Origin of the sequence: Streptomyces ipomoeae 91-03 (assembly GCF_000317595.1) — a bacterium.
GTDB lineage: Bacteria > Actinomycetota > Actinomycetes > Streptomycetales > Streptomycetaceae > Streptomyces > Streptomyces ipomoeae.
In genome coordinates this window covers 1-26,995 of the sequence record NZ_AEJC01000170.1, presented here as the reverse complement: position 1 = coordinate 26,995, position 26,995 = coordinate 1, and the positions used below count along the sequence as shown (strand labels likewise).

Here is a 26,995-nt window from a genome sequence, read left to right as displayed (position 1 = left end):
CGGTGTGAGCCGGGCCGTGGCCCGAACGGATCTCGAACTGCTCGCCGCGATCGGTTTGTTGCGCACCAGGGAGATCGGCGGCCGGACCCTCTACCGGTGCGACGAGCCCCGGATCACGGAGGTCAGCCACATATTCGAACGAGGCTGGTAGGGGCGGCGGGGCGCGAAAAGTCGCGCGAGACGGCGTACGCCCTCCCTGCCAGGATGGGCCACCGCAGGTATCGACGGACGAGCGGGAGGCGGACATGACGCGCGCGGCGGGCAGGACGGACACACGAGGCACCGGGCTCACACCACGCGCATACGTCGGCATCGGCGGACACGGCCCCGAGGACGTCATCGCAGACGAACACGGACGGGTGCTGACCGGCGTGGCGGACGGCCGCGTGCTACGCCTGACCGGACTCGACGAGCCGGGGCGCGCCCGGGTCGAGACGCTCGCCGACACCCGTGGCCGCCCCCTGGGTCTCGAACTCCTCCCCGACGGCGACCTGTTGGTGTGCGACGCCGAGCGAGGCCTGCTGCGTGTCACGACCGCTGACGGCACCGTGCGCGTGCTCGCCGACGAGATCGCTGGTGAGCGGCTGCGGTTCTGCAGCAATGTGGTGGCACTCTCCGACGGCACCGTCCACTTCACGGTCTCCACCCGCCGTTATCCGCTCGACCAGTGGCTCGGCGACATCGTCGAACACACCGGAACCGGGCGGCTGTTGCGTCTGGGACCGGGGGAGACCACACCGGAAGTGCTGGTGGAGGGGCTGCAGTTCGCCAACGGTCTCGCGCCCTCGGCCGACGAGTCGTTCCTCGTGGTCGCGGAGACCGGAGCCCGCCGGCTCACCCGCCACTGGCTCGCCGGGCCGAAGGCGGGGACGAGCGAACCCTTCGTCGAGGACCTGCCGGGCATGCCCGACAACCTGTGGCGCGGCCCGGACGGATTGATCCGGGTGGCGTTGGCCGGACCTCGCATCGGCGCCCTGGACCTCCTGCACCGGACCGGGCCTGCCGTACGGCGTGCCGCGAGCCGGGTCGCGGTCCGGGCGCCGTACCGCCCTTCGGGCTTCGCCGGAGTCGTCGCGGTCGACGACCGCGGCCGGATCGTCCACACCCTCGTCGACCGCCACTCCCGCTTCCGCATGGTCACCAGCGCCTGCGTGGCGGACGGCCGCCTGATCCTGGGCAGCCTGTGGGAACGCGGGGTCGCGGTGTGCGAACTGCCGGGCAAGGGCGGCTGAGCCACGGCCCCGGTGCGGCAGCCGGGGTGTGCGCGACGGACGGTGCCCGCGTTACGCTGTCGAACGGCCGCGATCTGCCTCGCGGCGCGGCGGTGGGGCCCGCCGTACCCGAACCGCGGCGACGACGCCGCCAACGGTCCCTGCTTGCGACGGAGCGCGCCCGGGCGGCGTTCGGGCCCCGGCGAGTAGGAGACCTGCACAGATGACAGTGCCGCACCCCGACAGAGTCGAAGCCCCCGCCGCCCCTGGTGGCGCCCCCGGCCCGTCCATCCGCGGCTCGTCCACCCGTGGCCCGTCCCCCTGGCACGGCCAGGCACCCGTCGTCGCGGTCGTCGCCCTCGGCGGTGGCATCGGCGCGGCGGCCCGCTACGGCGCGTCGCTGCTGTGGCCGGCGCAGCCCGGAGGCTTCCCCTGGACCACGTTCTGGGTGAACGTCGTCGGCTGCTTCGTGATCGGCGTCTTCATGGTGGTGATCACGGACATATGGGCCGCCCATCGGCTGGTGCTGCCCTTCTTCGGCACCGGTGTGCTCGGCGGCTTCACCACCTTCTCGACGTACGCCGTCGACATCCGGCGACTGATGGACGACGGTCACCCCCGTACCGCCCTCGCCTACCTCGCCGTCACCCTCCTCGCCGCCCTCACGGCGGTCTGGCTGGCGGCGGCGACGGCCCGCCGGGTACTGGCAGGGAGGCGACCATGACAAGGCCCGGACAGACACGGCTCACCGGCCCCGCACTCCGTCTCACCGTCCTGATCGGCGAGCACGACACCTGGCACCACAAGCCGCTCTACAGCGAGATCGTGCACCGTGCGCACACGGCCGGTCTCGCGGGCGCCAGTGTCTTCCGGGGCATCGAGGGCTTCGGCGCCTCCTCGGTCGTCCACACCTCGCGCCTGCTCTCGCTCAGCGAGGACCTGCCGGTCGCGGTGATCATCGTGGACACCGAGGAGCGCGTACGGGCCTTCCTGCCCCAACTGGACGAACTGGTCACCGAGGGGCTGGTGGTCCTCGACGACTGCGAGGTCGTCAGCCGGCCGGATCCTGCGGCGACTCCTGCGAAAGGTAAGAGAACCACGTGAACTGGCTGCTCGTCATCGTCGGCGGCATGGTCGGCGCGCCCCTGCGCTACCTCACCGACCGGGCCGTGCAGTCCCGCCACGACACGGTCTTCCCCTGGGGCACCTTCACCGTGAACATGGCCGGATCGCTGGTCCTCGGCGTTCTCACCCGGTGCCCGGAACGGCCGGTGCCGCCACCTCCCACCTGCAACTTCTCCTCGGCACCGGCCTGTGCGGGGCGCTCACCACGTATTCGACCTTCTCGTACGAGACCCTGCGCCTCGCCCAGGACGGCGCGCGCTTCCATGCCGTCGCCAACGTGGTCGCGAGTGTGGTGGCCGGGCTGGGAGCGGCCTTTGTGGGGGTGGCGGCGGCGCAGGCCCTGTGGAGATGAAAGCGGCCCTTACCCGGCTGTAGTACGACTGCCTCCGCCGGTACGACCGCGCGTCGTACCGGCGGACGTCGGCCCGCCCCTGTCCGTCGTGCCGTGTACGTCCGTCAAGCCCTCACCGAGCAGAACTGGACCCCATGAGCGCCATCACCGTCGGCCAGGCCGTCGTCCTCGGAGCGGTGGAAGGGGTGACCGAGTTCCTGCCGGTGTCCTCCACCGGGCATCTGAAGATCACCGAGGGCCTCATGGGGATCCATGTCGAGGACCAGTCCGTCGTCGGGTTCTCCGCGGTCATCCAGGTCGGCGCCATCGCCGCGGTGCTCCTGTACTTCCGCGGGGACATCGCCCGGATCGGGGCCGCCTGGTTCCGCGGGCTGTTCGACGCGGGGCAGCGGGACCACCGCGACTACCGGTTCGGCTGGTGGGTGATCGCCGCGACGGTGCCGATCGTGGTGGTGGGGCTGGCCGCCAAGTCGCTCATCGAGGGGCCGCTCGCCTCCCTGTGGGTGGTGGCCGGTTCGCTGATCGTCGGCAGCGGTGTCATGTGGGCGGCGGAACAGGCGGGCCGGCACCGGCGCGGTGAGGACGACACCTCGTTCCGGGACGCGATGCTGGTCGGCGGTTCGCAGATCCTCGCTTTGCTCTTCCCCGGCTTCTCCCGCTCCGGCGCCACCATGTCCACCGCGCTGCTGCTCGACCTCGACCGGGTCGCGGCCACCCGGCTCTCGTTCTTCCTCGGCATTCCGGCCCTGACCGGCGCCGGGCTCTTCGAGCTGAAGGACGCCCTCGGCACGGGGGTGGGCGCGGCCCCGCTGATCGCCGGAACCACCGTCTCCTTCGCGGTCGCATACGCCTCCATCGCCTGGCTGCTCAAGTTCGTGACCCGGCACTCGTTCAACGTGTTCGTGGCCTACCGGATCGTGGTGGGCATCCTCCTGTTCGGGCTGCTCGGCGCGGGTGGGCTCAGCTGACAGCGATCCGACGCGGCCGGTCGCGAGTGCCATCCGGCTGATCCACGACCGGCCGCGACCTGGAAGACCGAATCTCCGTCCCCTTGACAGCCCCGTCCCGTCACCCGCAGGATCACCCCCGTGAACCTGTCAGACAGCCAGACAGGTGGTACGGCACCCCGGCGCGTCAGTGCCATGGAAGCGGTGCTTCTCCACCTCCGCGGCGCCATCGAACGCGGCAAGTACGCCATCGGCGACAAGCTCCCCTCCGAGGCGGAGCTGTGCCGGCAGCTCGAAGTGAGCCGTCCGGTGCTGCGCGAGGCGCTGCGCGCGCTCCAGGTGATGGGCCTGACCCAGTCCCGCACCGGCAAGGGCACCTTCGTGATCGCGAACACCGTCGAGGACCCCACCTTCGGCGACTACGCGGCCAGCGACCTGCTCGAGGTGCGCCGCCATGTGGAGATCCCGGTCGCCGGGTACGCGGCGGTGCGCCGCACCCCGGAGAACCTGGACCATCTGGCCCACCTGCTGGACCGGATGGAGCGGGAGACCGACACCACCGCCTGGGTCGCGATGGACACCCTTTTCCATCTGGCCGTGGCCGAGGCCGCCCAGAACCCGGTGTTCCGCCGGGTGATCGAGGAGATCCGGGACGCACTGGCGCGTCAGTCGGCCTTCCTCAACGAGCTGGGCGGTCGGCGCGAGCAGTCCAACCGGGAACACCGGGCCATCGTCGAGGCGCTGATCGACGGTTCCGAACACGACGCGGTGGAGGCCATGTCCCACCACCTCGACCGCGTCGAGACCACCCTCACCCACATCGTGCGTTCCCCACGCACGGACAGTTCCACGGAAGGCGGACCCGAGGCGTGAGCGAGCAGCAACTCAAAGACGAGGCGCGCACACCGGCCGCACATGTCGACGCGGGCGACCAGGGCTACAGCAAGTCCCTCAAGGCCCGGCACGTCAATATGATCGCCATCGGCGGCGCGATCGGCACCGGCCTCTTTCTGGGCGCCGGCGGCCGGCTCGCCGACGCCGGCCCCTCCCTCTTCATCGCGTACGCCGTCTGCGGCATCTTCGCCTTCCTCGTCGTCCGGGCCCTCGGTGAGCTGGTCCTGTACCGGCCCTCGTCCGGCGCCTTCGTGTCCTACGCCCGTGAGTTCCTGGGCGAGAAGGGCGCGTACACGGCCGGCTGGATGTACTTCCTGAACTGGGCCACCACCGGCATCGCCGACATCACCGCCGTCGCCGTCTACACCCACTACTGGGGCATGTTCTCCGACATCCCGCAGTGGGTGATCGCGCTGATCGCGCTCGCGGTGGTCCTCACGGTGAACCTGATCTCGGTGAAAATGTTCGGCGAACTGGAGTTCTGGTTCGCGATCATCAAGGTCGGCGCGCTCGTCGCCTTCATGTGCATCGGCATCTTCCTGCTGGTCACCCAGCACGATGTCGGCGACACCACCCCTGGCCCGTCCCTGATCACCGACAACGGCGGCGTCTTCCCCAACGGCCTGCTGCCCATGCTGCTGATCATCCAGGGCGTCGTCTTCGCCTACGCCTCCGTCGAACTGGTCGGTGTCGCCGCCGGTGAGACCGAGAACCCCGAGCAGATCATGCCGAAGGCGATCAACTCGATCATGTGGCGAGTGGGCCTGTTCTACGTCGGCTCGGTCGTCCTGCTGTCGATGCTGCTGCCCTGGTCCGCGTACTCCAAGGACGAGAGCCCCTTCGTCACCGTGCTCTCCAACATCGGTGTCCCGGCGGCGGGCGGCGTCATGAACCTGGTCGTGCTCACCGCCGCCATGTCGTCGCTCAACTCCGGTCTGTACTCCACCGGCCGCATCCTGCGCTCGATGGCGATGTCCGGCTCCGCGCCGAAGTTCACGAGCGTGATGAGCCGCAGCCAGGTCCCGTACGGAGGCATCCTGCTCACCAGCGGCATCTGCGTGCTGGGCGTCGGGCTGAACGCCTTCGTCCCCGCCGACGCCTTCGAGATCGTCCTCAACTTCGCCGCGATCGGGATCATCTGCACCTGGGGAATGATCATGATCTGTCATCTGCTCTTCTGGCAGAAGACGCAGAAGGGCGAACTGACCCGGCCCAGCTACCAGCTCCCGGGCTCCCCCTGGACCGAACTCGTGACGCTGTTCTTCCTCGCGTCCGTGCTGGTCCTCATGTACGCCGACGGCGGCGCCGGCCGCACGACGGTGCTGTGCATCCCCCTCATCGTGGGAGCACTTGTGGCGGGCTGGTTCGGCATACGCAGCCGGATCGCCCGGAAATCGACCGGAGTGGATGCGTGAATCAGGCAGTGACGTACGACCCCTCGACCACCGGAACCTCGGCCACCCCCGATGTTCCGGTGGCCGCGGCCCCCGCGATCCGGGAGCCGCTGCACGCCCCCGTCGCCCACCTCGTACGCGGAGGTGTCATCGAGGGCATCCACTACGGCTCCGTCGTGGTGCTGGGCGCCGACGGGGAGGTGGAACTCCAACTCGGCGACATCGAGGCGGCGTTCTACCCCCGGTCGGCGCTCAAGCCGGTCCAGGCCGTGGCCATGCTGCGCGCCGGACTGCCCCTGGACGGCGCACTGCTGTCGCTGACCGCGGCCAGCCACTCCGGCGAGGAACGCCACCTCGCCGGAACCCGGCAGATCCTCGACCTCGCCGGGGCCACCGAGGACGACCTGCGCAACGTCACCGACATGCCGTACGACCCCGCCGTCCGGGACGCGTGGATACGGGACGGGCGCGGGCCCTCCCGTCTCGCGCAGAACTGCTCCGGCAAGCACGCCGCCATGCTCTACACGTGCAAGCTCAACGGCTGGTCGCTGGAGGACTACCTCGACCCCGGGCACCCGTTGCAGCAGGCCATCGCCGAGATTGTCGAGGACCTCACCGGGCAGGCCATCGCCCAGGTCACGGTGGACGGCTGCGGCGCACCCCTCTTCTCCGTCTCCCTGCACGGTCTGGCCCGCGCCGCCGCCCGCGTCGTCACGGCCGCCGAGGGCACCCCCGAGCGCCTGGTCGCCGACGCGATGCGCGCGCACCCCGAGATGGCCTCCGGTGCCGGACGCGACGTGGCCGCGCTGATGCGGGCCGTGCCCGGACTGTTCAGCAAGGACGGCTTCGAGGGCGTGCAGGTCGCCGCCCTCCAGGACGGCCGCGCCGTCGCCGTGAAGATCGCCGACGGCGCCAACCGGGCACGGGTGCCGGTCACCGCGGCGGCCCTCGCCCGCGCCGGCGTCGACCCGGTCGCTCTCACCGAGTTCGCGGGCGCCCCGTTGCTCGGCGGCGGTGACGTCGTCGGTCACATCCGGCCCGCCCGCTCGCTCGACCCGCTCACGGACACCGCACACGTCTGAACCCCCGGCCCCCGCATTCTCGTCTCCCTTGCGACGTCCCCCGAAGACGCGGCCCCACAAGGACCGCGCCCGACGGGGACCCACCCGCACCCACCTCAAAGAAGAGGACCCGTACCGCCATGACCGCCGCAGCCACCCGTAGCGAACACGATCTGCTCGGAGACCGCGACGTACCCGCCGACGCGTACTGGGGCGTCCACACCCTGCGCGCCACGGAGAACTTCCCCATCACCGGCACCCCGATCTCCGCCTACCCCCATCTGATCGACGCCCTGGCCGCCGTCAAGGAGGCCGCCGCCCGCGCCAACCAGGAACTCGGCCTGCTCGCCCCCGAGAAGGCAACCGCGATCATCGAGGCCTGCCGGGAGATCCGCGACGGCAAGCTGCACGACCAGTTCGTCGTCGACGTGATCCAGGGCGGCGCGGGCACGTCGACCAACATGAACGCCAACGAGGTCGTCGCCAACCGGGCGCTGGAGCTGCTGGGCCACGAGAAGGGCCGGTACGAGCACCTGCACCCCAACGAGGACGTCAACCTCGGCCAGTCCACCAACGACGTCTACCCGACCGCCGTCAAGATCGCGACCGTCTACGCGGTGCGTGAGCTGCTCAAGGCGATGGCGGTGCTCCAGGACTCCTTCGCCCGCAAGGCCGTCGAGTTCCGTGACGTGCTGAAGATGGGACGCACCCAGCTGCAGGACGCCGTCCCCATGACGCTGGGCCAGGAGTTCTCCGCGTTCGCGGTGATGCTGGACGAGGACCGCAGCCGCCTCGCCGAGGCCGTCGAGCTGATCCATGAGATCAACCTCGGCGCCACCGCCATCGGTACCGGCCTCAACGCCCCCGCCGGATACGCCGAGTCGGCCCGCCGCCACCTCGCAGAGATCACCGGACTGCCGCTGGTCACCGCCGCCAACCTGGTCGAGGCCACCCAGGACTGCGGCGCGTTCGTCCAGATGTCGGGCGTGCTCAAGCGGATCGCCGTCAAACTCTCCAAGAGCTGCAACGACCTGCGTCTGCTCTCCTCCGGGCCGCGCGCGGGCCTCAACGAGATCAACCTGCCGCCCGTGCAGGCCGGTTCGAGCATCATGCCCGGCAAGGTCAACCCGGTGATCCCCGAGGTCGTCAACCAGGTCGCCTTCGAGGTGATCGGCAACGACGTCACCATCACCATGGCCGCCGAGGCCGGACAGCTCCAGCTCAACGCCTTCGAGCCGATCATCCTGCACTCCCTGTCGGAGTCCCTCACCCACCTGCGCGCCGCCTGCCTCACCCTCGCCGAGCGGTGCGTGGACGGCATTACCGCCAACGAGGACGAACTGCGCGCGGCCGTGGAGAACTCCATCGGCCTGGTCACCGCCCTCAACCCGTACATCGGCTACACGGCGGCCACCGACATCGCCAAGGAGGCCCTCGCCACCGGCCGCGGCGTCGCCGAACTCGTCCAGGAGAAGGGCCTGTTGCCCGCCGAACGACTCCAGCAGCTGCTGAAGCCCGAGGTACTCGCCGGAAGCGGCGTACCCACGGCCTGACCTGCGCGGACGCACCGGGACCGGCCGGGAGGCACAATGGCGATCATGACAATGACGTCGTCGCTCCCCTTCCAGCCGGTCCTGGAACGCATCGCCGAGGAGATCGAGCGGACGCCCGGCCGAGGCCGCCCCGCCGACTACATCCCGGCGCTCGCCGCCTGCGACCCGCGCCGGTTCGGGATGGCCGTCGCGGAACTCGACGGCACGGTGTACGGGGTGGGGGACTGGCGGCAGCCGTTCTCCACGCAGTCCATCACCAAGGTCTTCACCCTCGCCCTGGACCTGGCCCGCGAGGGCGACACCCTCTGGGAGCACGTGGGCCGCGAGCCCTCCGGCAACCCGTTCAACTCCCTGGTGCAACTGGAGTACGAGAACGGCATCCCACGCAACCCGTTCATCAACGCGGGCGCCCTCGTCGTCACCGACCGCCTCCACACCCGCACCGGCGACGCGGCCGACGAGATGCTGGCCTTCCTGCGCGCGGAGAGCGGCAACCCCGACCTGGACTTCGACCAGGAGATCGCCGCCTCCGAATCGGCCCACGGCGATTGTAATGCGGCCCTGGCCCACTTCATGGCGTCGTACGGCAACATCGACAACCCCGTACCGACCCTGCTCGACCAGTACTTCCGCCAGTGCTCCCTCACCGCCTCCTGCGCCGACCTCGCCCTCGCCACCACCTTCCTCGCCCGCCACGGCGTCCGCTCCGACGGCACCCGCCTCCTCACCCGCAGCCAGGCGAAACAGGTCAACGCGGTGATGCTGACCTGCGGAACGTACGACGCGGCAGGCGACTTCGCCTACCGCGTCGGCCTCCCCGGCAAGAGCGGAGTGGGCGGCGGAATCATCGCGGTGGTATCGGGGAGATGCACGCTGTGCGTCTGGAGCCCGGGCCTGGACAAGCGGGGCAACTCGGTGGCGGGTGTGGCAGCCCTGGACCGTTTTACGACGCTGACGGGTCTGTCGGTCTTCTGAGCGGGGTTGAGGCCGCCGAGAACAGCGTCACGAAGCCGGCTGCCGCGCGGGGCAGCCGCCCTCAAGGGGCGCGGGGCTGTGTCCACTTGCGGCTCCGCCGCGTGGGCGCATCAACCACGACGAACCCGCACCCTGCAACGACCGAACCCGGCAGACGCAACCCAGCCACCACCCAACGCCCCCTTGGGAGTCACCGGCCGGCCACACCCCTGTTTCCCCCCGGAGGGTTCGGCGCTACCCACGATTGCCACGCTGACCAAGTGTTGGCCATCGCTTTCCCCGTCGACCTCCGCCGCTGCCAGGCCCTGGGCCTGGCCGGCACCGCCTTCCTCGCCCTGGGAGGTGAGACCGCCGGCGCCCTCCCGGTACGGGAACTGCTGTCACCCTCATCGGCACGCGGCGCGCTCGGCCTGGTCGGCGTCTACTTCGGCGTCGTCCTGCTGATCGCCGCGTGGGCGCTGCTCGGCAAGGTCGTACGAGGCCCCGAACCCCCGACACCCCGTGCCCTGCTGCTCGTTCTGGCGGCATGGGCGGCCCCGCTGCTGCTCGCGCCGCCGCTGTTCAGCCGGGACGTGTACAGCTACCTCGCCCAGGGCGCGATGGTCGACGCGCACATCGACGTCTACGCGCACGGCCCCGCACGGCTCGGTGGCCCCCTCGCGGACGAGGTCGCCCCGATGTGGCGGCACACGGCGACGCCGTACGGGCCGGTCTTCCTCGCGATGGCCTCGGGGCTCTCCGGGCTGACGGAGGGACGGATACCGGCCGGGTTGATCGGCATGCGGATGGTGGCCCTGCTCGGTGTGGCGCTGATGGCCCTGGCGCTGCCCCGCCTCGCCCGGTACAGCGGCGCCGACCCGGCGGTCGCGCTCTGGCTCGGCGCCCTGAACCCGCTGGTGCTGCTGCATCTCGTGGCCGGCGCCCACAACGACGCCATGATGCTCGGCCTGCTCGGGGTCGGACTGGTGGTGGCGCGGGGGCGTTGGTACGTCCTCGGTGTCGTACTGGTGACGCTCGCCGCGCTGGTCAAGGCGCCCGCCGCACTGGGCCTGTTGGCGGTGGTCGTGATGCGCGGCCGTAGCCGCTGGGTGCGGACGACCGCGGTGACGGCGGCGGTCGCCACGGCGACCACGGTGGTGACGACCGCGCTGGCCGGTACGGGATACGGCTGGATAGCCGCCCTGCGCACCCCGGTGTCCCCGCAGAACTGGTCACCGACCAGCGTCCTCGGCCGGGCCTCCGGCGCCCTGCTCCAGGAAGTCGGCAGCGACCTCGCGCCGCTGGCACTCCCGGCCTGGCGCGCCGCCGGGCTCCTGGTGACCCTGGCCGTCGTCCTGTTCATATGGCTGCGGCTGCGGCCCGGTCCGGTCCACGCGCTGGGCCTCAGCCTCGCCGTCGTGGCCGTGCTCGGCCCGGCGATACGCCCCTGGTACGCCCTGTGGGGGCTGTTCCTCATCGCCGCCGCCGCGTCCACGGTCTCCCTGCAGCGCAGGGTCGCCGCCGCCAGCGGGATACTCGCGCTCGCCGTCCTGCCGAGCGGGGACCCGGCCGACACCGAGCAGATCGTCCTGGCCGTGTGCGGGGGCGCGCTCGCGCTGGTCGTCCTGTGGCAGGCCCACCAGGCGTCCCAGGTGTCCGACGCCCCGGTCCTGGAGCGGACCGCATGACGGGATCAACGGAATCCCCGCGCCGGAGGCCCCTGCCGCGTACCGACCGCGCCCGGATCCTCCTCGTCATGGGCCTCGCCCTGGCCGTCACCGTCTTCACGGCGACGGTGCCGCTCCTGCGTGACTGGTTCGACCTGCGCGTCTACCACGGAGCGATCGACACCTGGATCCACGGCGACGGCCGGCTCTACGACTACCGGGTGCCGGGCACGACGTACGGCTTCACCTATCCGCCGTTCGCGGCCGTCGCCATGCTGCCGATGGCACTGGTCGGGCTGCGCACCGCGATCGTCCTGTGCCTGGTCCTCAACCTGGCGGCACTCGCGGCCGTCCTGTACGTGCTCGCCGGGCCGCACATCCGCCGCTACGGCTGGTACGCCACCGCCCTCGTGCTCTGCGCGCTCGCACTGTTCGAACCGGTCCGGGACACCTTCAGCTTCGGCCAGGTCAACCTTCTGCTGCTGGCCCTGGTGCTGAGCGACGCCTGGCTGCTGTCCACCGGCCGGGGGCGGTGGGCCGGGGTCGGCATCGGGCTGGCGGCGGCGATCAAGCTGACGCCCGCGATCTTCATCGGGCTCCTCCTGATCGCCCGGCGGTGGCGCGCCGCCGGGCTCGCGACGGCCGTCGCCGCGTCCGCCACCGCGGCGGCGGCCTGGATCGCCCCGGGCGCCTCCCGCTTCTACTGGACCGAGGCCCTGTGGGACACCAGCCGCATCGGTCGTCTCGACTATGTCTCCAACCAGTCGCTGCAAGGCGTCCTGGCCCGGCTCGTGGCACCCCATGAACCGAGCCGCGCCGTATGGGCGTTGCTGGTGGCGGTCGTCCTGGGCGTGTGTGCGTGGCGGGTGCGTACGGCCGTGCGGGCGTCGGACTGGATCGCCGCGTTCGCCGTCACCGGGCTGACCGCCTGCCTGGTCAGCCCGATCACCTGGGTGCACCATCTGGTCTGGCTGCTGCCGTCCTTCGCGGTCCTGCTCAGGCACCGCAGGCTGCTGCCGCTCACGGCGGCGCTGTACGCGGTGCTGTGCAGCAGCGTCGTCTGGCTGTGGTTCGACGGCGCGTCCGGCATCGACGGCTTCGTCGGCAGCAACGCCTATGTGTGGATCACACTCGGTCTGTTGCTGGGGCTGCCGATCGGTCAGCCGGGGTCGGGCCTTCCGTTCCTGAGCCGCAGGGACAGGGCCACGACTGCCGCGCCCAACCCGGCCGCGCCGGCGATCACGCCCGCCTCCGACCAGCCGGGACCCGTGGCCGCCGCCTTCTCGCGCTTCTCACGGACCGGCGGCGACTCGCGCTCGGCCTGGGGCGCCGCCGCCGGGCGGCGCGGCAGGAGCGAGCCCACGGGGTCGACGCGCCCGGCGGCACGGAAACCCCAGTCGAGCAGCGACCGCGCCTCCTCGTAGACGGCCAGCCCGCCGCCCGCCCGGGGCCGCATCACCGTGACGACGAGGGTGCGCCCGCCCCGTTCGGCGGCGGCGATCAGGGTGTTGCCCGCTTTGCTGGTGTAGCCGTTCTTGACGCCGATCAGCCCCGGATAGCGGGTGACACCCGCGCCGGTGAGCAGCCGGTTGGTGTTCTGGATGGCGTACGTCCCGCCGCCCGCCGGGAACCTCGCGCTGGCGGTGGAGCAGTACGCGGCGAACTCCGGGTTGCGCAGCCCGGCCCGCCCGAACACCGCCAGGTCGTACGCCGACGACACCTGCCCCGGCGCGTCGTAGCCGTCGGGCGAGACGACCCGGGTGTCCCGGGCGCCCAGCTTGCGGGCCTTGGCCTGCATCTGCTCGGCGGTGGTCCGCCAGCCGCCGTTGAGGGAGGCCAGCACCCGCACGGCGTCGTTGCCCGAGCTGAGGAAGACCCCGCGCCACAGGTCGGCCACCCGGTAGGTGCGGTTCTCCTTCACCCCGACCAGGCTGCTCCCGGCACCGACACCGGCCAGCTCCTTGCGCTCGACGGTGTGTCTGAGGCCCGCCGGGAGCGCCGGCATCACGGTGAGCGCGAACAGGGTCTTCAGGGTGCTGGCGGGCGGCAGTCTGCGGTGCGCGTTGTACGCGGCGAGCACATCGCCGGTACGGGCGTCGGCCACCAGCCACGACACCGCGGAGACATCCCGGGGAACCCTGGGCGCCCCGGCCCTGGCTCGCACCTGTGTTCCCGACCGGTACAGCGGCGGCGGCTCGTGCGAGGCCTTGGCGTCCTGCGGTCCCGGTTCGATCGAGGGACGCACACCCTCGGGGCTCGACGTGATGGCCAGCACGCCGATCACACACACGGCGGAACAGCCGACGACGGTGCGGGAGACACGGGGGGCACGGTTCGCACGGGCGGCGCGCGAGGCGCGGGATGCACGGGAGCTGCGGGAGTCGCGGGAGTCGCGGGAGTCGCGGGACGAGAATCCGATGGTCATACCGCAAACGTAGGAACGGTCACGCCGTACACCGGGGTGCCAGGGCCGGGGGAGCGGATCGAGCACCCGGATGCCTCACGGACGGCCTCGCGGAAGTCTCACCGGTGGCCTCCCGGGGTGGGGAAGGCGGAGGACCCCCCAGGTCGTCTCATGCCACGGGCAGCGTGGGCTGCACCTGGCGCAGGAACGTCGCGTTGTCCGGGGTGGCGCGCATCCGCTGCAGCAGCGTTTCGAGGTTCGCCTGGCCCTCGCGCGACCGCAGGGCCCGCCGCAGCCCCCGTACGGCCGTCAACTCGCCCGCCGTCAGGAGGAGTTCCTCGCGGCGGGTGCCGGACGGGGTGATGTCGAGGGCGGGGAAGACGCGCCGGTCGGCGAGGGCGCGGTCCAGGCGCAGCTCCATGTTGCCGGTGCCCTTGAGCTCCTCGAAGAAGAAGTCGTCGGCGCGGGAACCGGTCTCGACCAGGGCGGTGGCCAGGATGGTGAGGGAACCGGCCTCCTCGGTCAGCCGGGCGGCACCGAAGAGCCGCTTGGGGCCGTGCAGCGCGGCGGCGTCGACACCGCCGCTGAGCGTGCGGCCACCGGAGGCGGCGGCGTTGTTGTGGGCCCGGCACAGCCGGGTCAGGGAGTCCAGGAGGATCACGACGTCCTCGCCCTGCTCGACGAGCCGCTTGGCCCGTTCCACAACGAGTTCGGCGAGCGCGATGTGCTGCTTGGGTGACTGGTCGAACGTCGAGGCGTACACCTCGCCCCGCACGGAGCGCCGCATGTCGGTCACCTCCTCGGGCCGCTCGTCGAGCAGGACGACCATGAGGTGGGCCGTGGGGTGGTTGGCGGCGATGGCGGCGGCCAGCTGCTGGAGCAGCACCGTCTTGCCGGTCTTCGGCGGCGCGACGATCAGTCCGCGCTGGCCCTTGCCGACCGGCGCCACCAGGTCGACCAGCCGGCCCGCCAGACCGCTCGCCGGGTGTTCGAGCCGCAGCCGCTCGCGCGGGTGCAGCGGGGTGAGGTCGCCGAAGTGCGGGCGTCCGCGCAGCGCTTCGGGCGTACGGCCGTTGATCCGCTCGATGTCGGTGAGAGCGTGCCGGCCGTCACGTACGCCTTCGACGGTGTCGCCCTTGCGCAGGCCGTACCGGCGGATCAGCGCGGCCGGGACCTGTGGATCGGAGGGGGTGGGCAGGCAGCCCCCGGTGCGCAGGTGTCCCTGCCCGCCCTGGGCGATCTCCAGGACGCCGGTGATCCGGGTGGGGGGCTGCCGGTGTGTGCGGGTGGAGGGGTGTTCGAGTGCGGTGGTGGTCATGGGGGTCCTTTCGAGGACTTCGACTTCTTCGTTCTTCCTTCGCGGAAGACGTATGCGGAAGACGTATGAGGAAGACGTATGAGGAAGGGGGAGGGGACGGCACACACCTGCGGCTACGCGGTCGCGGGTACGGCGGAACGAACCGTTCGCGGCCGTACGCGAGAGGTGGTGCGAGAAGCTGAGGAACCGGTCGGAGTCAGTAGCCGACGGACGGCTCAGCTGGAGAGATCTCAGGCTCGACGAGAGAGCGGTGAGAGGACGGCACCGGTGCCCAGGACCGGGCGATACACACGTGCCAAGGGGAGCATACCACCATCCGTTGTGAGTCTTTAGGGATTTCCTTACCCGTGGCCGTTGAACTGATCCCGGCGGGCCCCCGTACTGAGAGGACGGCGGCCGTGTTCGACCCGGGCCCGGACCGCCGTACCGCCAGCGGTCTTCGCACGGAAGGAACGTCGCGTGTCGCTCTCCACGCGCTCCAGTCAACTGCCGGACACGGACGAGGCCGAGGAAGCCGCCGCGAAGTCGCCGACCGAGGCGACCGTCGAACCGTCGGGCGACGAGGGCGGCGAGGGCGGTGAGGGCGGCGAGCGCGTCGGCCGATGGCGGAGGATCCGGGCGTACCCGGAGCGCCTTCGGCGGAAGTACCCCGCCGCCGCGCGGAGCGTGTCGTGGGGTGCCACGGTGCTGGCGGCGGTGCTGGTGCTGTTCGCGCTGCTCATGCCGGGCAAGACGGAGTACTTCACGGCGGCGCAGTTTCTGCGGATACCGGTGGAGCCGATCCTCGGCGCGGCCCTGCTGATGGTGCTGCCGCGCCGGACGAGGCTGGTCGCGGCGGTGCTCACCGGGATGTTCCTGGCGGCGCTGGTCGTCGTGAAGCTCCTCGACATCGGCTACAACCAGTTCCTCGGCCGCGGCTTCAACGTGGTGCTCGACTGGGGGCTGCTCGACGACGCCGAGTCGTATGTGGAGGACACCCTCGGCGGCACGGGCGCGCTGCTCGTGGTGATCGGCCTGGTGCTGCTGGTCGTGCTGCTGTTCGCCGCGATGGCGTGGGCGGTGGTCCGGCTGTCGAACGTCCTGGTCGGCCACCGGGATCGGGCGATGCGGGGCACGGTCGTCGCGGGAACGGTGTGGATCACCTGCGCGGCGCTCGGTCTGACCCCCATCGAGGACACGGCGGTCGCCTCCAGGAACACCATCGGTTTCGTGCAGGACCGTTGGGGCCGGGTGCAGGAGACCCTCAAGGACGAGGCCGCGTTCGCCAAGGAGGCCAAGAAGGACAGGTTCGCGGATGTTCCCGCCGACCAGTTGCTGACAGGGCTGCGCGGCAAGGACGTCATGATCGCCTTCATCGAGAGCTACGGCCGTGCCGCGCTGGAGGACCCGGCCATCGCACCCGGTGTGACCGCGACCCTCGACGAGGAGGGCGAGGCGCTGCGCGAGGCGGGCTTCGCGGCGAAGAGCGGCTGGCTGACCTCGGCGACGTATGGCGGCAGCAGCTGGCTCGGGCACTCCACGTTCCTGACCGGCCTGTGGATCGACAACCAGAGCCGCTATCGCACGGTGACCGCCGGCGAACGCCTCACCCTGCCCGGCGCCTTCGCCAAGACCGGCGACTGGCGGACCGTCGGCGTCGTCCCCGGCGTTCAGTACAACTGGCCGGAGGGCGACTTCTACGGCTTCGACCAGGTCTATGACTCCCGTGACCTCGGCTACCAGGGGCCCAAGTTCAGCTGGTCGACCATGCCCGACCAGTACACCCTGACCGCGTTCGACCGGCTGGAGGCAGCCAAGAAGGGCGGCAAGCCGCTGATGTCGGAGATCATCCTGACCTCCAGTCACCAGCCGTGGGCGCCGCTGCCGGAGATGGTCGGCTGGGACGAGGTCGGCAATGGCTCGATCTACAAGGGCATCGAGAAGGCGGGCAAGGACCCGGCGGACGTGTTCACCGACCCGGTGAAGGTGAAGGAGGAGTACGGCAAGTCCGTCCAGTACTCGGCGCGGAGCCTTCTGGAGTACGTGCGGAAGTACGGCGACAAGAACACCGTGCTCGTCTTCCTCGGCGACCACCAGCCCATGGCCAGCGTCAGCGGGAACGGCGCCAGCCATGACGTCCCGGTCACCATCGTCGCCCACGACCCCAAGGTCCTCGACCGTATCGCCGACTGGGGCTGGTCCGACGGCCTCCGCCCCGGCGACGACGCCCCCGTCTGGCGCATGGACTCCTTCCGTGACCGCTTCCTGACCGCCTACGGCGAGGAGCCGACCGCCACCAACTCACCCACGCCATAGGGCAGTTCGACCAGCCGGAGACAATTCGCTTCACCGGGCGCTCCCGGTCCGGGCATGATGCCCGTTGTGCATGAGGACCAGGGGCATCGCGGACAGGGGCGGTTCACGCTGACCGAGACGGAGCACGGCCACGTCTGGGGCAGGTGCGCCGAGGTGGAGGGGCTGTTCGGGGAGCCCCAGCGGGGGATGTACGAGCTGTTCGGCTGGGTTCCGGAAGGGGCCGAGGGGGCCGGGACACGCGGCTGGGTCGGCGACCGGGTGTGGCTGGTGCCGGAGGACGAGTCGCTCGAGGAGTGGCTCCTGGAGGACGCCGAGAGCCTCGGGACGCATCCCGGGACGGACGGCCTGGTGCTCACCGGACTGGACGGCTACCTGGGTCCGCCCGAGGGACACCGGGGCGCGGTCCGGGTGCACGACGAGTACCGATGGCTGGGTTCCTGCCGGGAGTTCGCCCGTGTGCTGCCGCCCAAGCGGGTCGCACCCCCGCTCGTGCTGCGGGGGCTCGCGCCGGGTGAGGAACTGCGGCGGGCCCTGGCGAAGGGCACCCGGCGCGCGCTGGAGCTGGAGCAGGCCGCCCTGGAGATACAGGACGACCGGGGCGAGCCGCTCACCGAGCGGCTGCTGTGGGCCACCGTCCGCGCCTGGCACCCCTCCTCCCACGGGACGGATCTGATCGACCTGGAGCTGGACGGGAAGTACATCAGGCCCGTCCCGGAACACGCCCGGCCTGTCTGGGAGCGATGGTTCGCCGGCCCGCCGGACGCTCCCGGTGCCTGGGCCGGTCTCGACACCCGGCGGCGCGAGACCTGGCTCGCTCTGGTCCGGGAACGGGCCTGCCACCGCACGCACAAGGATCGGCCGGCCGGCACCGCGTACGAACTCGACGGCCGGTTCGTCACCGACGTCGCGGGCCTCTATCTGGCCCTCGGCGAGGCGGTGAACGGGCCGGGCGGCTACTTCGGCGGCTGCCTGGCCGCCCTCGACGACTGTCTGCGCGGCACGTTCGGCTACACCGCCCCCGCGACCCTGCTCTGGCGGGACTCCGCGACCGCCCGCGAGCACCTGTCCCAGGCCCTGACGTCGGACGGCCTCCCGTTCGACTTCTTCACCGGGATCCTCGAGGCCCTGGCCGACGGCGGTATGCGGGTCACCCTGGCGTGAGCCGGGGTTCAGGGACGGCACGGCATACGTCGACCTCGCGCGCATACCTGCCATATGAACGCCCGAGGGGCCTGAACCGTCGCGATCATGGGTCGACAGGATGCTCAGCCAGGTCGACGCGCGCCGCTCCCTCGGGAGCCCCGGGGCCTTTTGCCCCGGGCTCTCTGCGCCCCGTCAGGGGCGCGGGGCGGTGACATCATGCGGCTCCGCCGTGTGGCGCGACCAGCCGCAGACGACCCGCAGTTCGAGCACGGGCGTGTTCCTCGGCTACCGCTGCGCGTCCAACGCGTTCGTGATCGCCTTCACCCCGCCGTGCGCCGCATACCTCCCGTCCACCGTGATCTCCGCACCGTTGACGTACGACGACTCGTCGGAGAGCAGATAGACGACCAGCGGCGCCACCTCGTCCACGGTTCCCGCGCGGCCCTGCGGCGTCATGGACAGATGGGCCTCGACGAACACCGGGTTCGCGGAGGCCATGAGCGGGGTCTCGATGTATCCCGGATGGATCACGTTCGTACGGATGCCGCGCGGGGCCAGCTCCAGCGCGGCCACCTTGGACAGCCCGCGCAGGGCCCACTTGCTCGCGGTGTACGCGACAGCGTGATGCGCGGTGAGGCCGGCGACGGAGCCGATGTTCACGATGGACGAACCGGCGGGCATCAGCGGGGCGAGGGCCTGGATGCCGAGCATCGCGCCCGTCGTGTTGACGGCGAACGCCCGGTTCCAGTCGGCGAGTTCGACCTGACCGAGGCGGGCCCGCACGGGGATGCCCGCGTTGTTGACGAGGCCGTGCACGACCTCCAGGTCCGCCGCGAGCGCGGCCCAGTCGTCCGGCGACGACACGTCCAGACGCCGGTAGCGGACGTCCAGACCGTCGGCGCGCAAGGACGAGGCCAGCTTCTCGCCGGCCTCGTCGAGTACATCGGTCGCCACGACCGCCGCGCCCTCCAGGGCGGCTGCCGTCACCTCCGCTGCCCCTTGTCCCTGCGCGGCTCCGGTGATGACGACGGTACGGCCCGCCAGACGCGTACGGCTCACGGTTTCCTCCCTGCGGCTCGGGCTCTCCCCCTCACGCTAGGGTGCGTTTCATATGTGGATCTTGATGTGTCAAGATCCCACTTCGTGGGGCGGCATGATCTGACGAATACACAGTGGGCGAAGCTGGAGCCCCTGCTCCCGGTCGGCAAGAAGCCTGGACGGCCACCGGTGCACACCAAGCGGCAACTGATAGACGGCATACGGTGGCGCACCCGCGCCGGTGCTCCCTGGCGGGACGTGCCCGAGCGCTATGGCCCGTGGGAGACGGTCTACGGCCTGTTCCGCCGCTGGCAGCGGGACGGCACCTGGCACCGCATCTTCGAACAGCTGCAGGCCCAGGCCGACGCCGAGGGACTGATCACCTGGGACGTCTCGGTGGACTCGACCATCGCCCGCGCCCACCAGCATGCGGCCGGCGCCCGCAAAAAGGGGATCTGCAGACCGAGCCGCCAGGCGGTGTGTTCATCGAGCCCGACGACCACGGGCTCGGACGCTCCCGGGGCGGGCTGACAACCAAGCTCCACCTGGCGGTCGAGCAGGCCCAGAAACCGATGTCGCTGGTCATCACGGCAGGACAGCGCGGTGATTCCCCGCAGTTCCAGGTGGTCTTGGGCCGCATCCGGGTGCCCCGGCTCGGGTCGGGCCGCCCGCGCACCCGGCCGGACAAGGTGCGTGCCGACAAGGCGTACGGCTCCCGCGCGAACCGTGCCTACCTGCGCAAGCGCGGTATCCGCTGCACGATCCCGGAGAAGCGCGACCAGATCGCCAACCGCAAGAACCGCGGCTCCCACGGCGGCCGGCCACCTAAGTTCGACAAGGCCGACTACAAGGAGCGCCACGCGGTCGAGTGCGGAATCAATCGCCTCAAGCGGCACCGCGCTGTCGCCACGAGATACGACAAGTTGGCAGTTCGCTACGAGGCGACCGTGCTGGTCGCAGCCATCAACGAGTGGCTGTGACCAGCACTTTCAAAACGCACCCTAGCGGCCGAGTTCGAAGATGCCGTAACCGAAGCCGCGCGCGGTGATCGTGTCGCCGTCGAACTCAACGCCCGCGGCCTCCAGTACCCGTGCGGGAGTGGAGTCGTACGCGCAACTCACCTCTGAGCGCTGCGGGTTGACGACGACGAGGAAGCGTCCCCCGCGCACGTACACGAACGGATACCCCGGGTGCAGTACCTCCAGCGAGCCGGAGGAACCGAGTTCGGGGGTGCCGCGGCGCAGGGCGATGAGCCGGCGTACGAGATGGAGGAGCGAGGTGGCGTCGGCGCGTTGCGCGGCGACGGTCGGGCGGTCGGGGGAGGGGTCGACGGGGAGGTACAGGCGGTCGGCGGGGGCGATGGAGAAGCCCGCGTTGGGGGTGTCGTCCCACTGCATGGGGGTGCGGCAGCCGGCGCGGTTGTAGCGGGGGCCGAGGACGCTGCCCTCCTTGTCGGGGAGGCCCGGGATGTAGCGCATGCCGATCTCGTCGCCGTAGTAGATCGCCGGGAGTGTCGGCCAGGTCAGCTGGAAGGCGAAGGCGGCGGGGAGTTGTTCGACCGTACGGGGGCCGCAGTTGAGGCGGGAGAAGTCGTGGTTGGCGGTGGGGAGGGAGACGTGTCCCCGGTCGCCGACCGCTGCGGACGCCTGCTGCCAGGCCTCGACGAAGGGGCGGGGCGAGCCCCTGCCGTCGGGGTCGAAGAAGCAGTCGAGCGGGTCCCACGCCTCATGGACCGTGCCCTCGCCGTTGTTCCAGAGGGAGCGCAGGGCGAGGCCGTCGGTGGGGCCGCCGAAGTGGAGGAAGAAGTCGGCGTGGAAACCGGCCGGGATCGACACCTCGGGCTCACCCCACTCGGAGAGCAGCACCGCGTCCGGGTGGGCGGTGTCCAGCCAGTGCCGCAGCTCCGTCCAGATCCCGGCGGTCTCGGTCCCGCCGGGGTCGTCCTTCACGAGCGACGCGGCCATGTCGACACGGAAGCCGGAGACACCGAGGCTCAGCCAGTGGTCCATGATCGTGCGCAGGGCGTGCCGGTTGGCGCGGGGGCCCTCGGCGTCGACCGGCAGCCGCCAGGGCTCGGCCGGATTCTCGCGCGCGTAGCCGAAGTTGAGGGCGGGCTGGGAGTCGAAGAAGTTCGGGAGGTAGGCGCCGGGGCGGGTGCCGGGGGAGGCGACGAAGCCGTCGGGCCGCCCCTGCGTCGTCCAGATGTAGCGGTGGTCGTCCGGGTCGTTCGCGGAGGCCCGGAACCATGGGTGGTCGATGGACGTGTGACCGGCGACCAGGTCGAGCAGGATCCGGATCCGGCGACGGCCCGCCTCGTCGACGAGCTTGGCGAGGTCGTCGTTCGAGCCGTAGCGCGGCGCGACGTTCAGATAGTCCGCGACGTCGTAACCCGCGTCGCGGAACGGTGAGACGAAGCAGGGGTTGAGCCAGACGGTGTCGACGCCCAGCCAGGACAGATGGTCGAGGTGGTCGGTGATCCCGGCGAAGTCGCCGATGCCGTCGCCGTTGGAGTCGGCGAAGGACTGCGGATAGATCTGGTAGAAGACGGCGTCGGCCAGCCAGGTCGGGGCAGGACGGAACGAAGTCATGCATCGGACCATAGGGGAGGGCACCCGCCGACCGCTGCCCCTGGCTTGGGCCTAAGCTGACGAGATGTTCTCCCCGCAAGGCCCCAGCCTCCGCGAACTCGTCGTTCAGGCGCTCTCGTCCGTCGAACACGGCTACGACCTGCTCGCCCCGAAGTTCGACCACACCCCGTTCCGCACCCCGGACACCGTCCTGGACGCGGTGGAACACGCCCTGTCCGCCATGGGCCCGTTCGAGCACGGCCTCGACCTGTGCTGCGGCACCGGGGCGGGGATGGGCGTCCTGCGGGACCTGTGCGAGAAGAGCGTCACCGGGGTGGACATCAGCGCGGGGATGCTGGCGGTGGGGAGGGAGCGGCTGGGGGACACCGGTGCCTCCGGTTTCGATGCCTCGGGTCGGGGCGGCGAGAGGGGACGTGGCCCCGGCTCCGACGGACGGGGCTCGGAGGTTGCCGGGCCCGGCGGCCCGAGTGTCGCCTGGGTGCGGGGCGATGCCCGCGCACTCCCCTTCGGCCCCGTCTTCGACCTGGCCGTGAGCTTCGGCGCGTTCGGTCACTTCCTGCCCGGCGAGCTGCCCGGCCTCTTCACCCAGGTCCACTCCGTACTCCGCCCGGGAGGCCGCTTCGTCTTCCCGCTGCCCGCCCCGGCGCCACCCCGCTCGCCCTGGTACTGGGCCGTACTGGGCTTCGACACGGCGATGCGGGTCCGCAACGCACTGTGGCGACCGCCCTTCGTCATGTACTACCGCCCCTTCCGCCTCAGCCTCGTACGCGACGAACTGGAACGCGTCGGCTTCACGGTGGACCTCTTCGCCCTGCCCGAGTTCGGGCACCGTCCCGACGGCAGTCCACGGTGCCGCATGGTCGTGGCGACCCGCTCCCGAGAGGCCGACCGGCACCCGCGATAACCGGATGAGCGGTGGCACCGGCGTTGTTAGCATGACCGTCATGGCACGAGGTATCTGGTCGCAGAAGGTCCGCTCCGCCCGCTGACGGCGGCGCCTTCCTTCTGCTGAATCCGCGCTCGCCGTCCCGGTTCCCGCCGGGCGGCGTTTCTTGCTGCCCGGCTCCACTGCGAGCTGCGGAGCATCCGTTGAACCTCATCCCCACCCCCCGAGGCATGTCCCTGCCCGTCGAGGCGGGCGGCAGCGCCCATGTCCGCGTCGAGGGTGTCACCGTCACCCGCGGGTCCCGGCGCGTCCTGAACGACGTCTCGGTCACCGTCTCCGCCCGGTCACGGGTCGCCGTCGTCGGCGAGAACGGCCGAGGCAAGACCACACTGCTGCACGTCCTCGCCGGCCTGATCCCGCCCGACGAGGGCACCGTGCAGCGGGCCGGCACGATCGGTCTGGCCCGTCAGGAGCTGTCCGTGCGGGACGGCGAGACCGTGGGCACCCTGACGTCCGAGGCGCTGGCCGCGTCCCTCGCGGCGCTGGCCGCGCTGGAGGCGGCGACCCTCGCCATGACCGAGGGCGACCCGACCGCCGACGACCGCTACGCCGCCGCGCTCGACGCCGCCACCCGGCTCGACGCGTGGGACGCCGAACGCCGCGTCGACGTCGCCCTCGACGCGCTCGGCGCCTGTACCGACCGCGACCGACCGCTGTCGACCCTGTCCGTCGGACAGTGCCACCGGGTCCGGCTGGCCTGTCTGCTCGGCGCCCACCACGACGTCCTGCTGCTCGACGAGCCGACCAACCATCTCGACGCCGACGGGCTGGACTTCCTGACCCGCAGGCTCCGCGAGCACGCCGGCGGCCTCGCCGTCGTCAGCCACGACCGGGCGCTGCTGCGCGACGTCGCGGATCGTTTCCTCGACCTCGACCCGACCCGCGACCACAGGCCGCGCCTGTACGCCGGCGGCTACGACGCCTGGCAGGACGCCCGGCGCCGTGAGCGGGAGCGCTGGGAGCAGGACCACGAGGAGCAGCAGGCCGAGCACCGGCGGCTGCAGGACGCGGTGTCCAAGGCCCGCGACCGGCTCTCCACCGGCTGGCGACCGGAGAAGGGCACCGGCAAGCACCAGCGCCAGTCCCGCGCACCGGGCGTCGTCCAGGCCTTCAGGCGACAGCAGGACGCCTTGGCGGAGCACCGCGTCGACGTACCGGTGCCGCCGCCCGCGCTGCGATGGCCCGACCCGGGCGTCCGGCCGGGCGCGCCGCAGCTGCGGGCGCACGGCGTCGCGGTCGAGGGGCGGCTGGCCGGTCCGGTCGATCTCACCCTGGACGGAGGCGACCGGCTGCTCGTCACCGGACCCAACGGCGCCGGGAAGTCCACGCTGCTCGCGGTGCTGGCCGGTTCGCTCGCGCCCACGCACGGGCACGTCCGGACGGCGAACGGGGCCCGGATCGTCCGGGTCACCCAGGAGACCGCCGAGCAGGACCCCCGGCTCACCGCCCGCGAGGTCCACGCCCGCCACGTGGGACGGCTGGTGGCCCGAGGGGCGCTCCGCGACACCGACGCCGTCCCGCTCGGGGCCCTCGGTCTGCTGGACTCCGAGGCGCTGCGCACCCCGGTCGGCCGGATGTCGCAGGGCCAGCAGCGCCGCCTCGACCTGGCCCTGGCACTGGCCGGTCGCCCCGGCCTGATCCTCCTCGACGAACCGACCAACCACCTGTCGTCCACCCTCGTCGACGAACTCACCCACGCGATCCGCGACACCAGTGCCGCCGTCGTCGTCGCGACGCACGACCGGCAGCTGCTGCGGGACCTCGCGGACTGGCCACGTCTGGGGGTGGGGTGATGCCAGGCGTCACAGGGCGCTGTACAGCGCGTCGACCAGGGCCATCTTGCGGGGGTCGTCGGCGATGTGGGGGCCCATGCGGTTCATGACGTAGCCGACGGAGACGCCGGCCTCGGGATCGGCGAGGCCGAAGGAGCCGCCGTAGCCGTCGTGGCCGAAGGCCCTGGGGTTGGGCCCGTACGAGCCGTGCGGGCCGCTCAGCCACAGGCCGAGGCCGATCTCGGTGTCACGGCCGAGCCCGGCGCCGAGCACGAGGTCGCGGCAGCGGCCCTGGCCCTCGCGGATGTGCTCGGCCGCCTCCGGTGACAGGATCTGCCGCCCGCCCCAGGTACCGCGCAGCGCGAGGATGCCGTACAGCGCGGCGACCGCCCGGGCGGTGCCGTGGCCGTTCGCGGCCGGTACCTCGGCGGCCCGCCACTCGGGGCTGTTGGCCTCGGTCGTGCCGACCAGCGGATTGGCCAGGGCGGCCAGCGCGGTGGGCGACAGCTGGGCGAAGACCGCGGCCTGTTCACTGGTCGTCGCGGCCGGCGGATGGACCAGCTCGGCGGCCCGGCCGGCCTCCTTGTCCGGCAGCCCGATCGTGAAGCCGATGCCGAGCGGCCCGGTGACCTCGCGCTCCAGGAACGCGCCCGGCAGCAGCCCGGACACCCGCCGGACCACCTCGCCGACGAGGAAACCGAACGTCATCGCGTGGTAGCCCGACTGCGTGCCCGGCTCCCACCAGGGCTCCTGCGCCGCGAGCCGCCGGGTCGTCAGCTCCCAGTCGCACAGCTGGGCGAACGAGTGCGGCTCACGCGGCCCGGCCAGTCCCGACCGGTGCGACAGCAGATGCCGTACGAGGACGCGCTCCTTGCCCGCCGCCGCGAACTCCGGCCAGTACATGGCCACCGGGGCGTCGAGGTCGAGCAGCCCGCGGTCGGCGAGGATGTGCGCGCACAGCGCCGTCGGGCCCTTGGTCGTGGACCAGACGTTGACCACGGTGTCCCGCTCCCAGGGGCGGGTGCGTGCCGCGTCGGCCCAGCCGCCCCACAGGTCCACCACGGTCTCCCCGCGCAGGGTCACCGTGACCGCCGCCCCCAGCTCCGCACGGTCGCCGAAGTTCTCCTCGAACGCGGTCCGCACGGCCTCGAACCGCGCCTCGCAATGACCTCGTATCTCGGACATGGGCCCTCCGTCTTCCATCACCGGCCGGCCCGGGCAGGATCACCCGGGCCCGCTGAACATACCGACTGGTCGGACAGGAGGGAACCCATCCGACCGTCGGCCGGTCAGGAGGGCGGAGAGGACCGGTCGAGAGGACGGAGAGGGCCGGTCGAGAGGCCGGAGAGCCGGTCAGGGCGGCGGAGAGCCGATCGAGGTCAGAGGCGCGAGGCCAGCCAGCGCAGCTTGGCCGCCTCCTGGTAGGGGCCGCCGCCCTCGTGGTCGTTGAACTCGTAGACCTCGATGTGCTTGTCGTCGTCGGCCCAGGCGTTGAAGGCCGCGAAGACCGTGGAGGGCGGGCAGGTCGCGTCCTCCAGGGCGGCCGAGAACAGGGCGGGGGCCCGGCCGCGCGCGGCGAAGTGCACGCCGTCGAAGTAGGCGAGGGTGCGCTGGACCTGTTCGGTGCGACCGCGGTGGGTCTTGAGGTAGTTGCCGATCTCGCGGTACGGGTCGCGGTCGGTGATGGTCGTCGAGCGCGGGAAGTCGCACAGGAACGGCACATCGGGGGCGACCCCGACCAGGTCGGGGACCAGACCGCCGACCGCGATGGAGATGCCGCCGCCCTGGCTGGAGCCGAGGACGGCCGTGCGTGAGGCGTCGGTCAGCGGGTGGGAGCGGGCGGCCTCCACCGCACGCACCGCGTCCGTGTACACACGGCGGTAGTAGTAGTTCTCGGGGGCGTCGATGCCCCGGGTCATGAAGCCGGGGAAGGCGGGCGCGCCGCCCACCGGGTCGGGGGTGTCACCGCCTCCGCCCCAGGCGCTGCCCTGGCCGCGGGTGTCCATCACGAAGTGCGCGTATCCCGCCGACGCCCACAGCAGATGGGTGTGCGGAAGGCCGCGACCGCCGCCGTAGCCGATGAACTCCACGACCACCGGCCGCGGTTCGTTCGCCCAGGCCGGGAGGACCAGCCAGCCCTTGACCGGATGGCCGCCGAACCCGGAGTAGGTGACGTCGTACACCTTGACCGTCTTCAGATGGGTCTCGACCGGCTCGAAACGGGCGTCGAGGTCGTGCTCGCGGGACTCCTGGAGGGTCTTCGCCCAGAAGGCGTCGAAGTCCTCGGGTTCCGTCGAAGCGCTTCGATAACCACGGAGCTCGTCCAACGGCAG

Annotated in this window: 21 protein-coding genes and 2 pseudogenes; 17 read left to right on the top strand and 6 right to left on the bottom strand. The window is 71.4% G+C overall.

Annotated elements, in window-relative coordinates; genetic code table 11:
- The first annotated feature begins 245 nt into the window (after window positions 1-245).
- The 12 genes and pseudogenes from STRIP9103_RS11065 (at window position 246) to STRIP9103_RS51400 (ending at window position 12,582) form a co-directional block, all read left to right on the top strand.
- A complete protein-coding gene (locus tag STRIP9103_RS11065; protein WP_009308046.1) occupies window positions 246-1,232 on the top strand; it encodes an SMP-30/gluconolactonase/LRE family protein in 987 nt (328 codons plus the stop codon).
- A gap of 202 nt (window positions 1,233-1,434) precedes the next feature.
- Entirely contained in the window at window positions 1,435-1,935 is a 501-nt protein-coding gene (crcB, locus tag STRIP9103_RS11060; RefSeq protein WP_009308018.1) for a fluoride efflux transporter CrcB, read from the top strand.
- The gene (locus STRIP9103_RS11055) at window positions 1,932-2,315 is read left to right on the top strand and encodes a DUF190 domain-containing protein (protein WP_009308039.1); all 384 of its coding nucleotides are present in this window, start codon (window positions 1,932-1,934) and stop codon (window positions 2,313-2,315) included. Before crcB (STRIP9103_RS11060) ends, STRIP9103_RS11055 begins: the two co-directional genes overlap by 4 nt.
- Window positions 2,312-2,688 (top strand): annotated as a pseudogene (crcB, locus tag STRIP9103_RS11050) (fluoride efflux transporter CrcB). The gene STRIP9103_RS11055 and the pseudogene crcB (STRIP9103_RS11050) overlap by 4 nt, the downstream one beginning before the upstream one ends.
- Before the next feature lie 134 nt (window positions 2,689-2,822).
- Window positions 2,823-3,656 (top strand): undecaprenyl-diphosphate phosphatase, encoded by an 834-nt coding sequence (locus tag STRIP9103_RS11045; RefSeq protein ID WP_009308029.1) that lies wholly within the window; start codon window positions 2,823-2,825, stop codon window positions 3,654-3,656.
- A gap of 120 nt (window positions 3,657-3,776) precedes the next feature.
- On the top strand, window positions 3,777-4,508 hold the full coding sequence (locus STRIP9103_RS11040; protein ID WP_009308013.1) for a FadR/GntR family transcriptional regulator: 732 nt from the start codon (window positions 3,777-3,779) through the stop codon (window positions 4,506-4,508).
- Entirely contained in the window at window positions 4,505-5,944 is a 1,440-nt protein-coding gene (locus STRIP9103_RS11035; protein WP_009308044.1) for an amino acid permease, read from the top strand. The genes STRIP9103_RS11040 and STRIP9103_RS11035 overlap by 4 nt, the downstream gene beginning before the upstream one ends.
- Before the next feature lie 8 nt (window positions 5,945-5,952).
- Window positions 5,953-7,005: an asparaginase gene (locus STRIP9103_RS11030; RefSeq protein ID WP_048820083.1), complete on the top strand. Its 1,053-nt coding sequence runs from the start codon at window positions 5,953-5,955 to the stop codon at window positions 7,003-7,005.
- Between the two features lie 119 nt (window positions 7,006-7,124).
- Window positions 7,125-8,537, top strand: coding sequence for an aspartate ammonia-lyase (gene aspA, locus STRIP9103_RS11025; protein ID WP_009308052.1), 1,413 nt, complete (start codon window positions 7,125-7,127; stop codon window positions 8,535-8,537).
- 36 nt (window positions 8,538-8,573) lie between these two features.
- Window positions 8,574-9,512, top strand: coding sequence for a glutaminase (locus STRIP9103_RS11020; RefSeq protein ID WP_009308043.1), 939 nt, complete (start codon window positions 8,574-8,576; stop codon window positions 9,510-9,512).
- 269 nt (window positions 9,513-9,781) lie between these two features.
- Window positions 9,782-11,179 carry a polyprenol phosphomannose-dependent alpha 1,6 mannosyltransferase MptB gene (mptB, locus tag STRIP9103_RS11015; RefSeq protein ID WP_048820085.1) on the top strand — a complete coding sequence of 466 codons (1,398 nt, stop codon included), beginning with the start codon at window positions 9,782-9,784 and terminating at the stop codon, window positions 11,177-11,179.
- Window positions 11,176-12,582 carry a glycosyltransferase 87 family protein gene (locus STRIP9103_RS51400; protein WP_009308022.1) on the top strand — a complete coding sequence of 469 codons (1,407 nt, stop codon included), beginning with the start codon at window positions 11,176-11,178 and terminating at the stop codon, window positions 12,580-12,582. Before mptB ends, STRIP9103_RS51400 begins: the two co-directional genes overlap by 4 nt.
- 89 nt (window positions 12,583-12,671) lie before the next feature.
- Here the strand turns inward: STRIP9103_RS51400 and STRIP9103_RS46245 are convergent.
- Window positions 12,672-13,583, bottom strand: a pseudogene (locus STRIP9103_RS46245) (D-alanyl-D-alanine carboxypeptidase family protein); the annotation flags it as partial.
- Between the two features lie 148 nt (window positions 13,584-13,731).
- Entirely contained in the window at window positions 13,732-14,880 is a 1,149-nt protein-coding gene (gene rho, locus STRIP9103_RS11000; RefSeq protein ID WP_009308031.1) for a transcription termination factor Rho, read from the bottom strand.
- Between the two features lie 459 nt (window positions 14,881-15,339).
- Here rho and STRIP9103_RS10995 point away from each other — a divergent pair, with 459 nt between their 5' ends.
- Complete coding sequence (locus tag STRIP9103_RS10995; protein WP_009308041.1) at window positions 15,340-17,175, top strand: alkaline phosphatase family protein; 1,836 nt, start codon at window positions 15,340-15,342, stop codon at window positions 17,173-17,175.
- Window positions 17,176-17,229: 54 nt separating this feature from the next.
- The gene (locus STRIP9103_RS10990) at window positions 17,230-18,336 is read left to right on the top strand and encodes a barstar family protein (protein ID WP_048820081.1); all 1,107 of its coding nucleotides are present in this window, start codon (window positions 17,230-17,232) and stop codon (window positions 18,334-18,336) included.
- Between the two features lie 267 nt (window positions 18,337-18,603).
- On the opposite strand, the gene STRIP9103_RS10985 is transcribed toward STRIP9103_RS10990, so the two are convergent.
- Window positions 18,604-19,377 carry an SDR family NAD(P)-dependent oxidoreductase gene (locus STRIP9103_RS10985; protein WP_009308054.1) on the bottom strand — a complete coding sequence of 258 codons (774 nt, stop codon included), beginning with the start codon at window positions 19,375-19,377 and terminating at the stop codon, window positions 18,604-18,606.
- 84 nt (window positions 19,378-19,461) lie between these two features.
- Here STRIP9103_RS10985 and STRIP9103_RS46240 point away from each other — a divergent pair.
- A protein-coding gene (locus tag STRIP9103_RS46240; RefSeq protein WP_234022174.1) for an IS5 family transposase occupies window positions 19,462-20,336 on the top strand; the annotation gives its coding sequence in 2 pieces (ribosomal slippage) (window positions 19,462-19,843 and window positions 19,843-20,336; 876 coding nt in all).
- Between the two features lie 21 nt (window positions 20,337-20,357).
- Here the strand turns inward: STRIP9103_RS46240 and STRIP9103_RS10970 are convergent.
- A complete protein-coding gene (locus STRIP9103_RS10970) occupies window positions 20,358-21,944 on the bottom strand; it encodes an alpha-amylase family glycosyl hydrolase (RefSeq protein WP_009308048.1) in 1,587 nt (528 codons plus the stop codon).
- 64 nt (window positions 21,945-22,008) lie between these two features.
- Here STRIP9103_RS10970 and STRIP9103_RS10965 point away from each other — a divergent pair, with 64 nt between their 5' ends.
- Both STRIP9103_RS10965 and STRIP9103_RS10960 read left to right on the top strand, forming a co-directional pair.
- Window positions 22,009-22,848 (top strand): class I SAM-dependent methyltransferase, encoded by an 840-nt coding sequence (locus tag STRIP9103_RS10965; protein WP_009308020.1) that lies wholly within the window; start codon window positions 22,009-22,011, stop codon window positions 22,846-22,848.
- Between the two features lie 212 nt (window positions 22,849-23,060).
- Entirely contained in the window at window positions 23,061-24,683 is a 1,623-nt protein-coding gene (locus tag STRIP9103_RS10960) for an ABC-F family ATP-binding cassette domain-containing protein (protein WP_234022173.1), read from the top strand.
- A 9-nt stretch (window positions 24,684-24,692) separates the two neighbouring features.
- On the opposite strand, the gene STRIP9103_RS10955 is transcribed toward STRIP9103_RS10960, so the two are convergent.
- Both STRIP9103_RS10955 and STRIP9103_RS10950 read right to left on the bottom strand, forming a co-directional pair.
- Entirely contained in the window at window positions 24,693-25,847 is a 1,155-nt protein-coding gene (locus STRIP9103_RS10955; RefSeq protein ID WP_009308033.1) for a serine hydrolase domain-containing protein, read from the bottom strand.
- Between the two features lie 194 nt (window positions 25,848-26,041).
- Window positions 26,042-26,995: acetylxylan esterase (locus STRIP9103_RS10950; protein WP_009308025.1), on the bottom strand; the 954-nt coding region annotated here is incomplete at its 5' end.

Bases quoted from the DNA above. Each gene is read 5' to 3' on its own strand.
- STRIP9103_RS11065 (WP_009308046.1), top strand. From the start codon at position 246: ATGACGCGCGCGGCGGGCAGGACGGACACACGAGGCACCGGGCTCACA.
- crcB (WP_009308018.1), top strand. From the start codon at position 1,435: ATGACAGTGCCGCACCCCGACAGAGTCGAAGCCCCCGCCGCCCCTGGT.
- STRIP9103_RS11055 (WP_009308039.1), top strand. From the start codon at position 1,932: ATGACAAGGCCCGGACAGACACGGCTCACCGGCCCCGCACTCCGTCTC.
- STRIP9103_RS11045 (WP_009308029.1), top strand. From the start codon at position 2,823: ATGAGCGCCATCACCGTCGGCCAGGCCGTCGTCCTCGGAGCGGTGGAA.
- aspA (WP_009308052.1), top strand. From the start codon at position 7,125: ATGACCGCCGCAGCCACCCGTAGCGAACACGATCTGCTCGGAGACCGC.
- STRIP9103_RS11020 (WP_009308043.1), top strand. From the start codon at position 8,574: ATGGCGATCATGACAATGACGTCGTCGCTCCCCTTCCAGCCGGTCCTG.
- STRIP9103_RS51400 (WP_009308022.1), top strand. From the start codon at position 11,176: ATGACGGGATCAACGGAATCCCCGCGCCGGAGGCCCCTGCCGCGTACC.
- rho (WP_009308031.1), bottom strand. From the start codon at position 14,880: ATGACCACCACCGCACTCGAACACCCCTCCACCCGCACACACCGGCAG.
- STRIP9103_RS10990 (WP_048820081.1), top strand. From the start codon at position 17,230: ATGATGCCCGTTGTGCATGAGGACCAGGGGCATCGCGGACAGGGGCGG.
- STRIP9103_RS10970 (WP_009308048.1), bottom strand. From the start codon at position 21,944: ATGACTTCGTTCCGTCCTGCCCCGACCTGGCTGGCCGACGCCGTCTTC.
- STRIP9103_RS10965 (WP_009308020.1), top strand. From the start codon at position 22,009: ATGTTCTCCCCGCAAGGCCCCAGCCTCCGCGAACTCGTCGTTCAGGCG.
- STRIP9103_RS10960 (WP_234022173.1), top strand. From the start codon at position 23,061: ATGTCCCTGCCCGTCGAGGCGGGCGGCAGCGCCCATGTCCGCGTCGAG.
- STRIP9103_RS10955 (WP_009308033.1), bottom strand. From the start codon at position 25,847: ATGTCCGAGATACGAGGTCATTGCGAGGCGCGGTTCGAGGCCGTGCGG.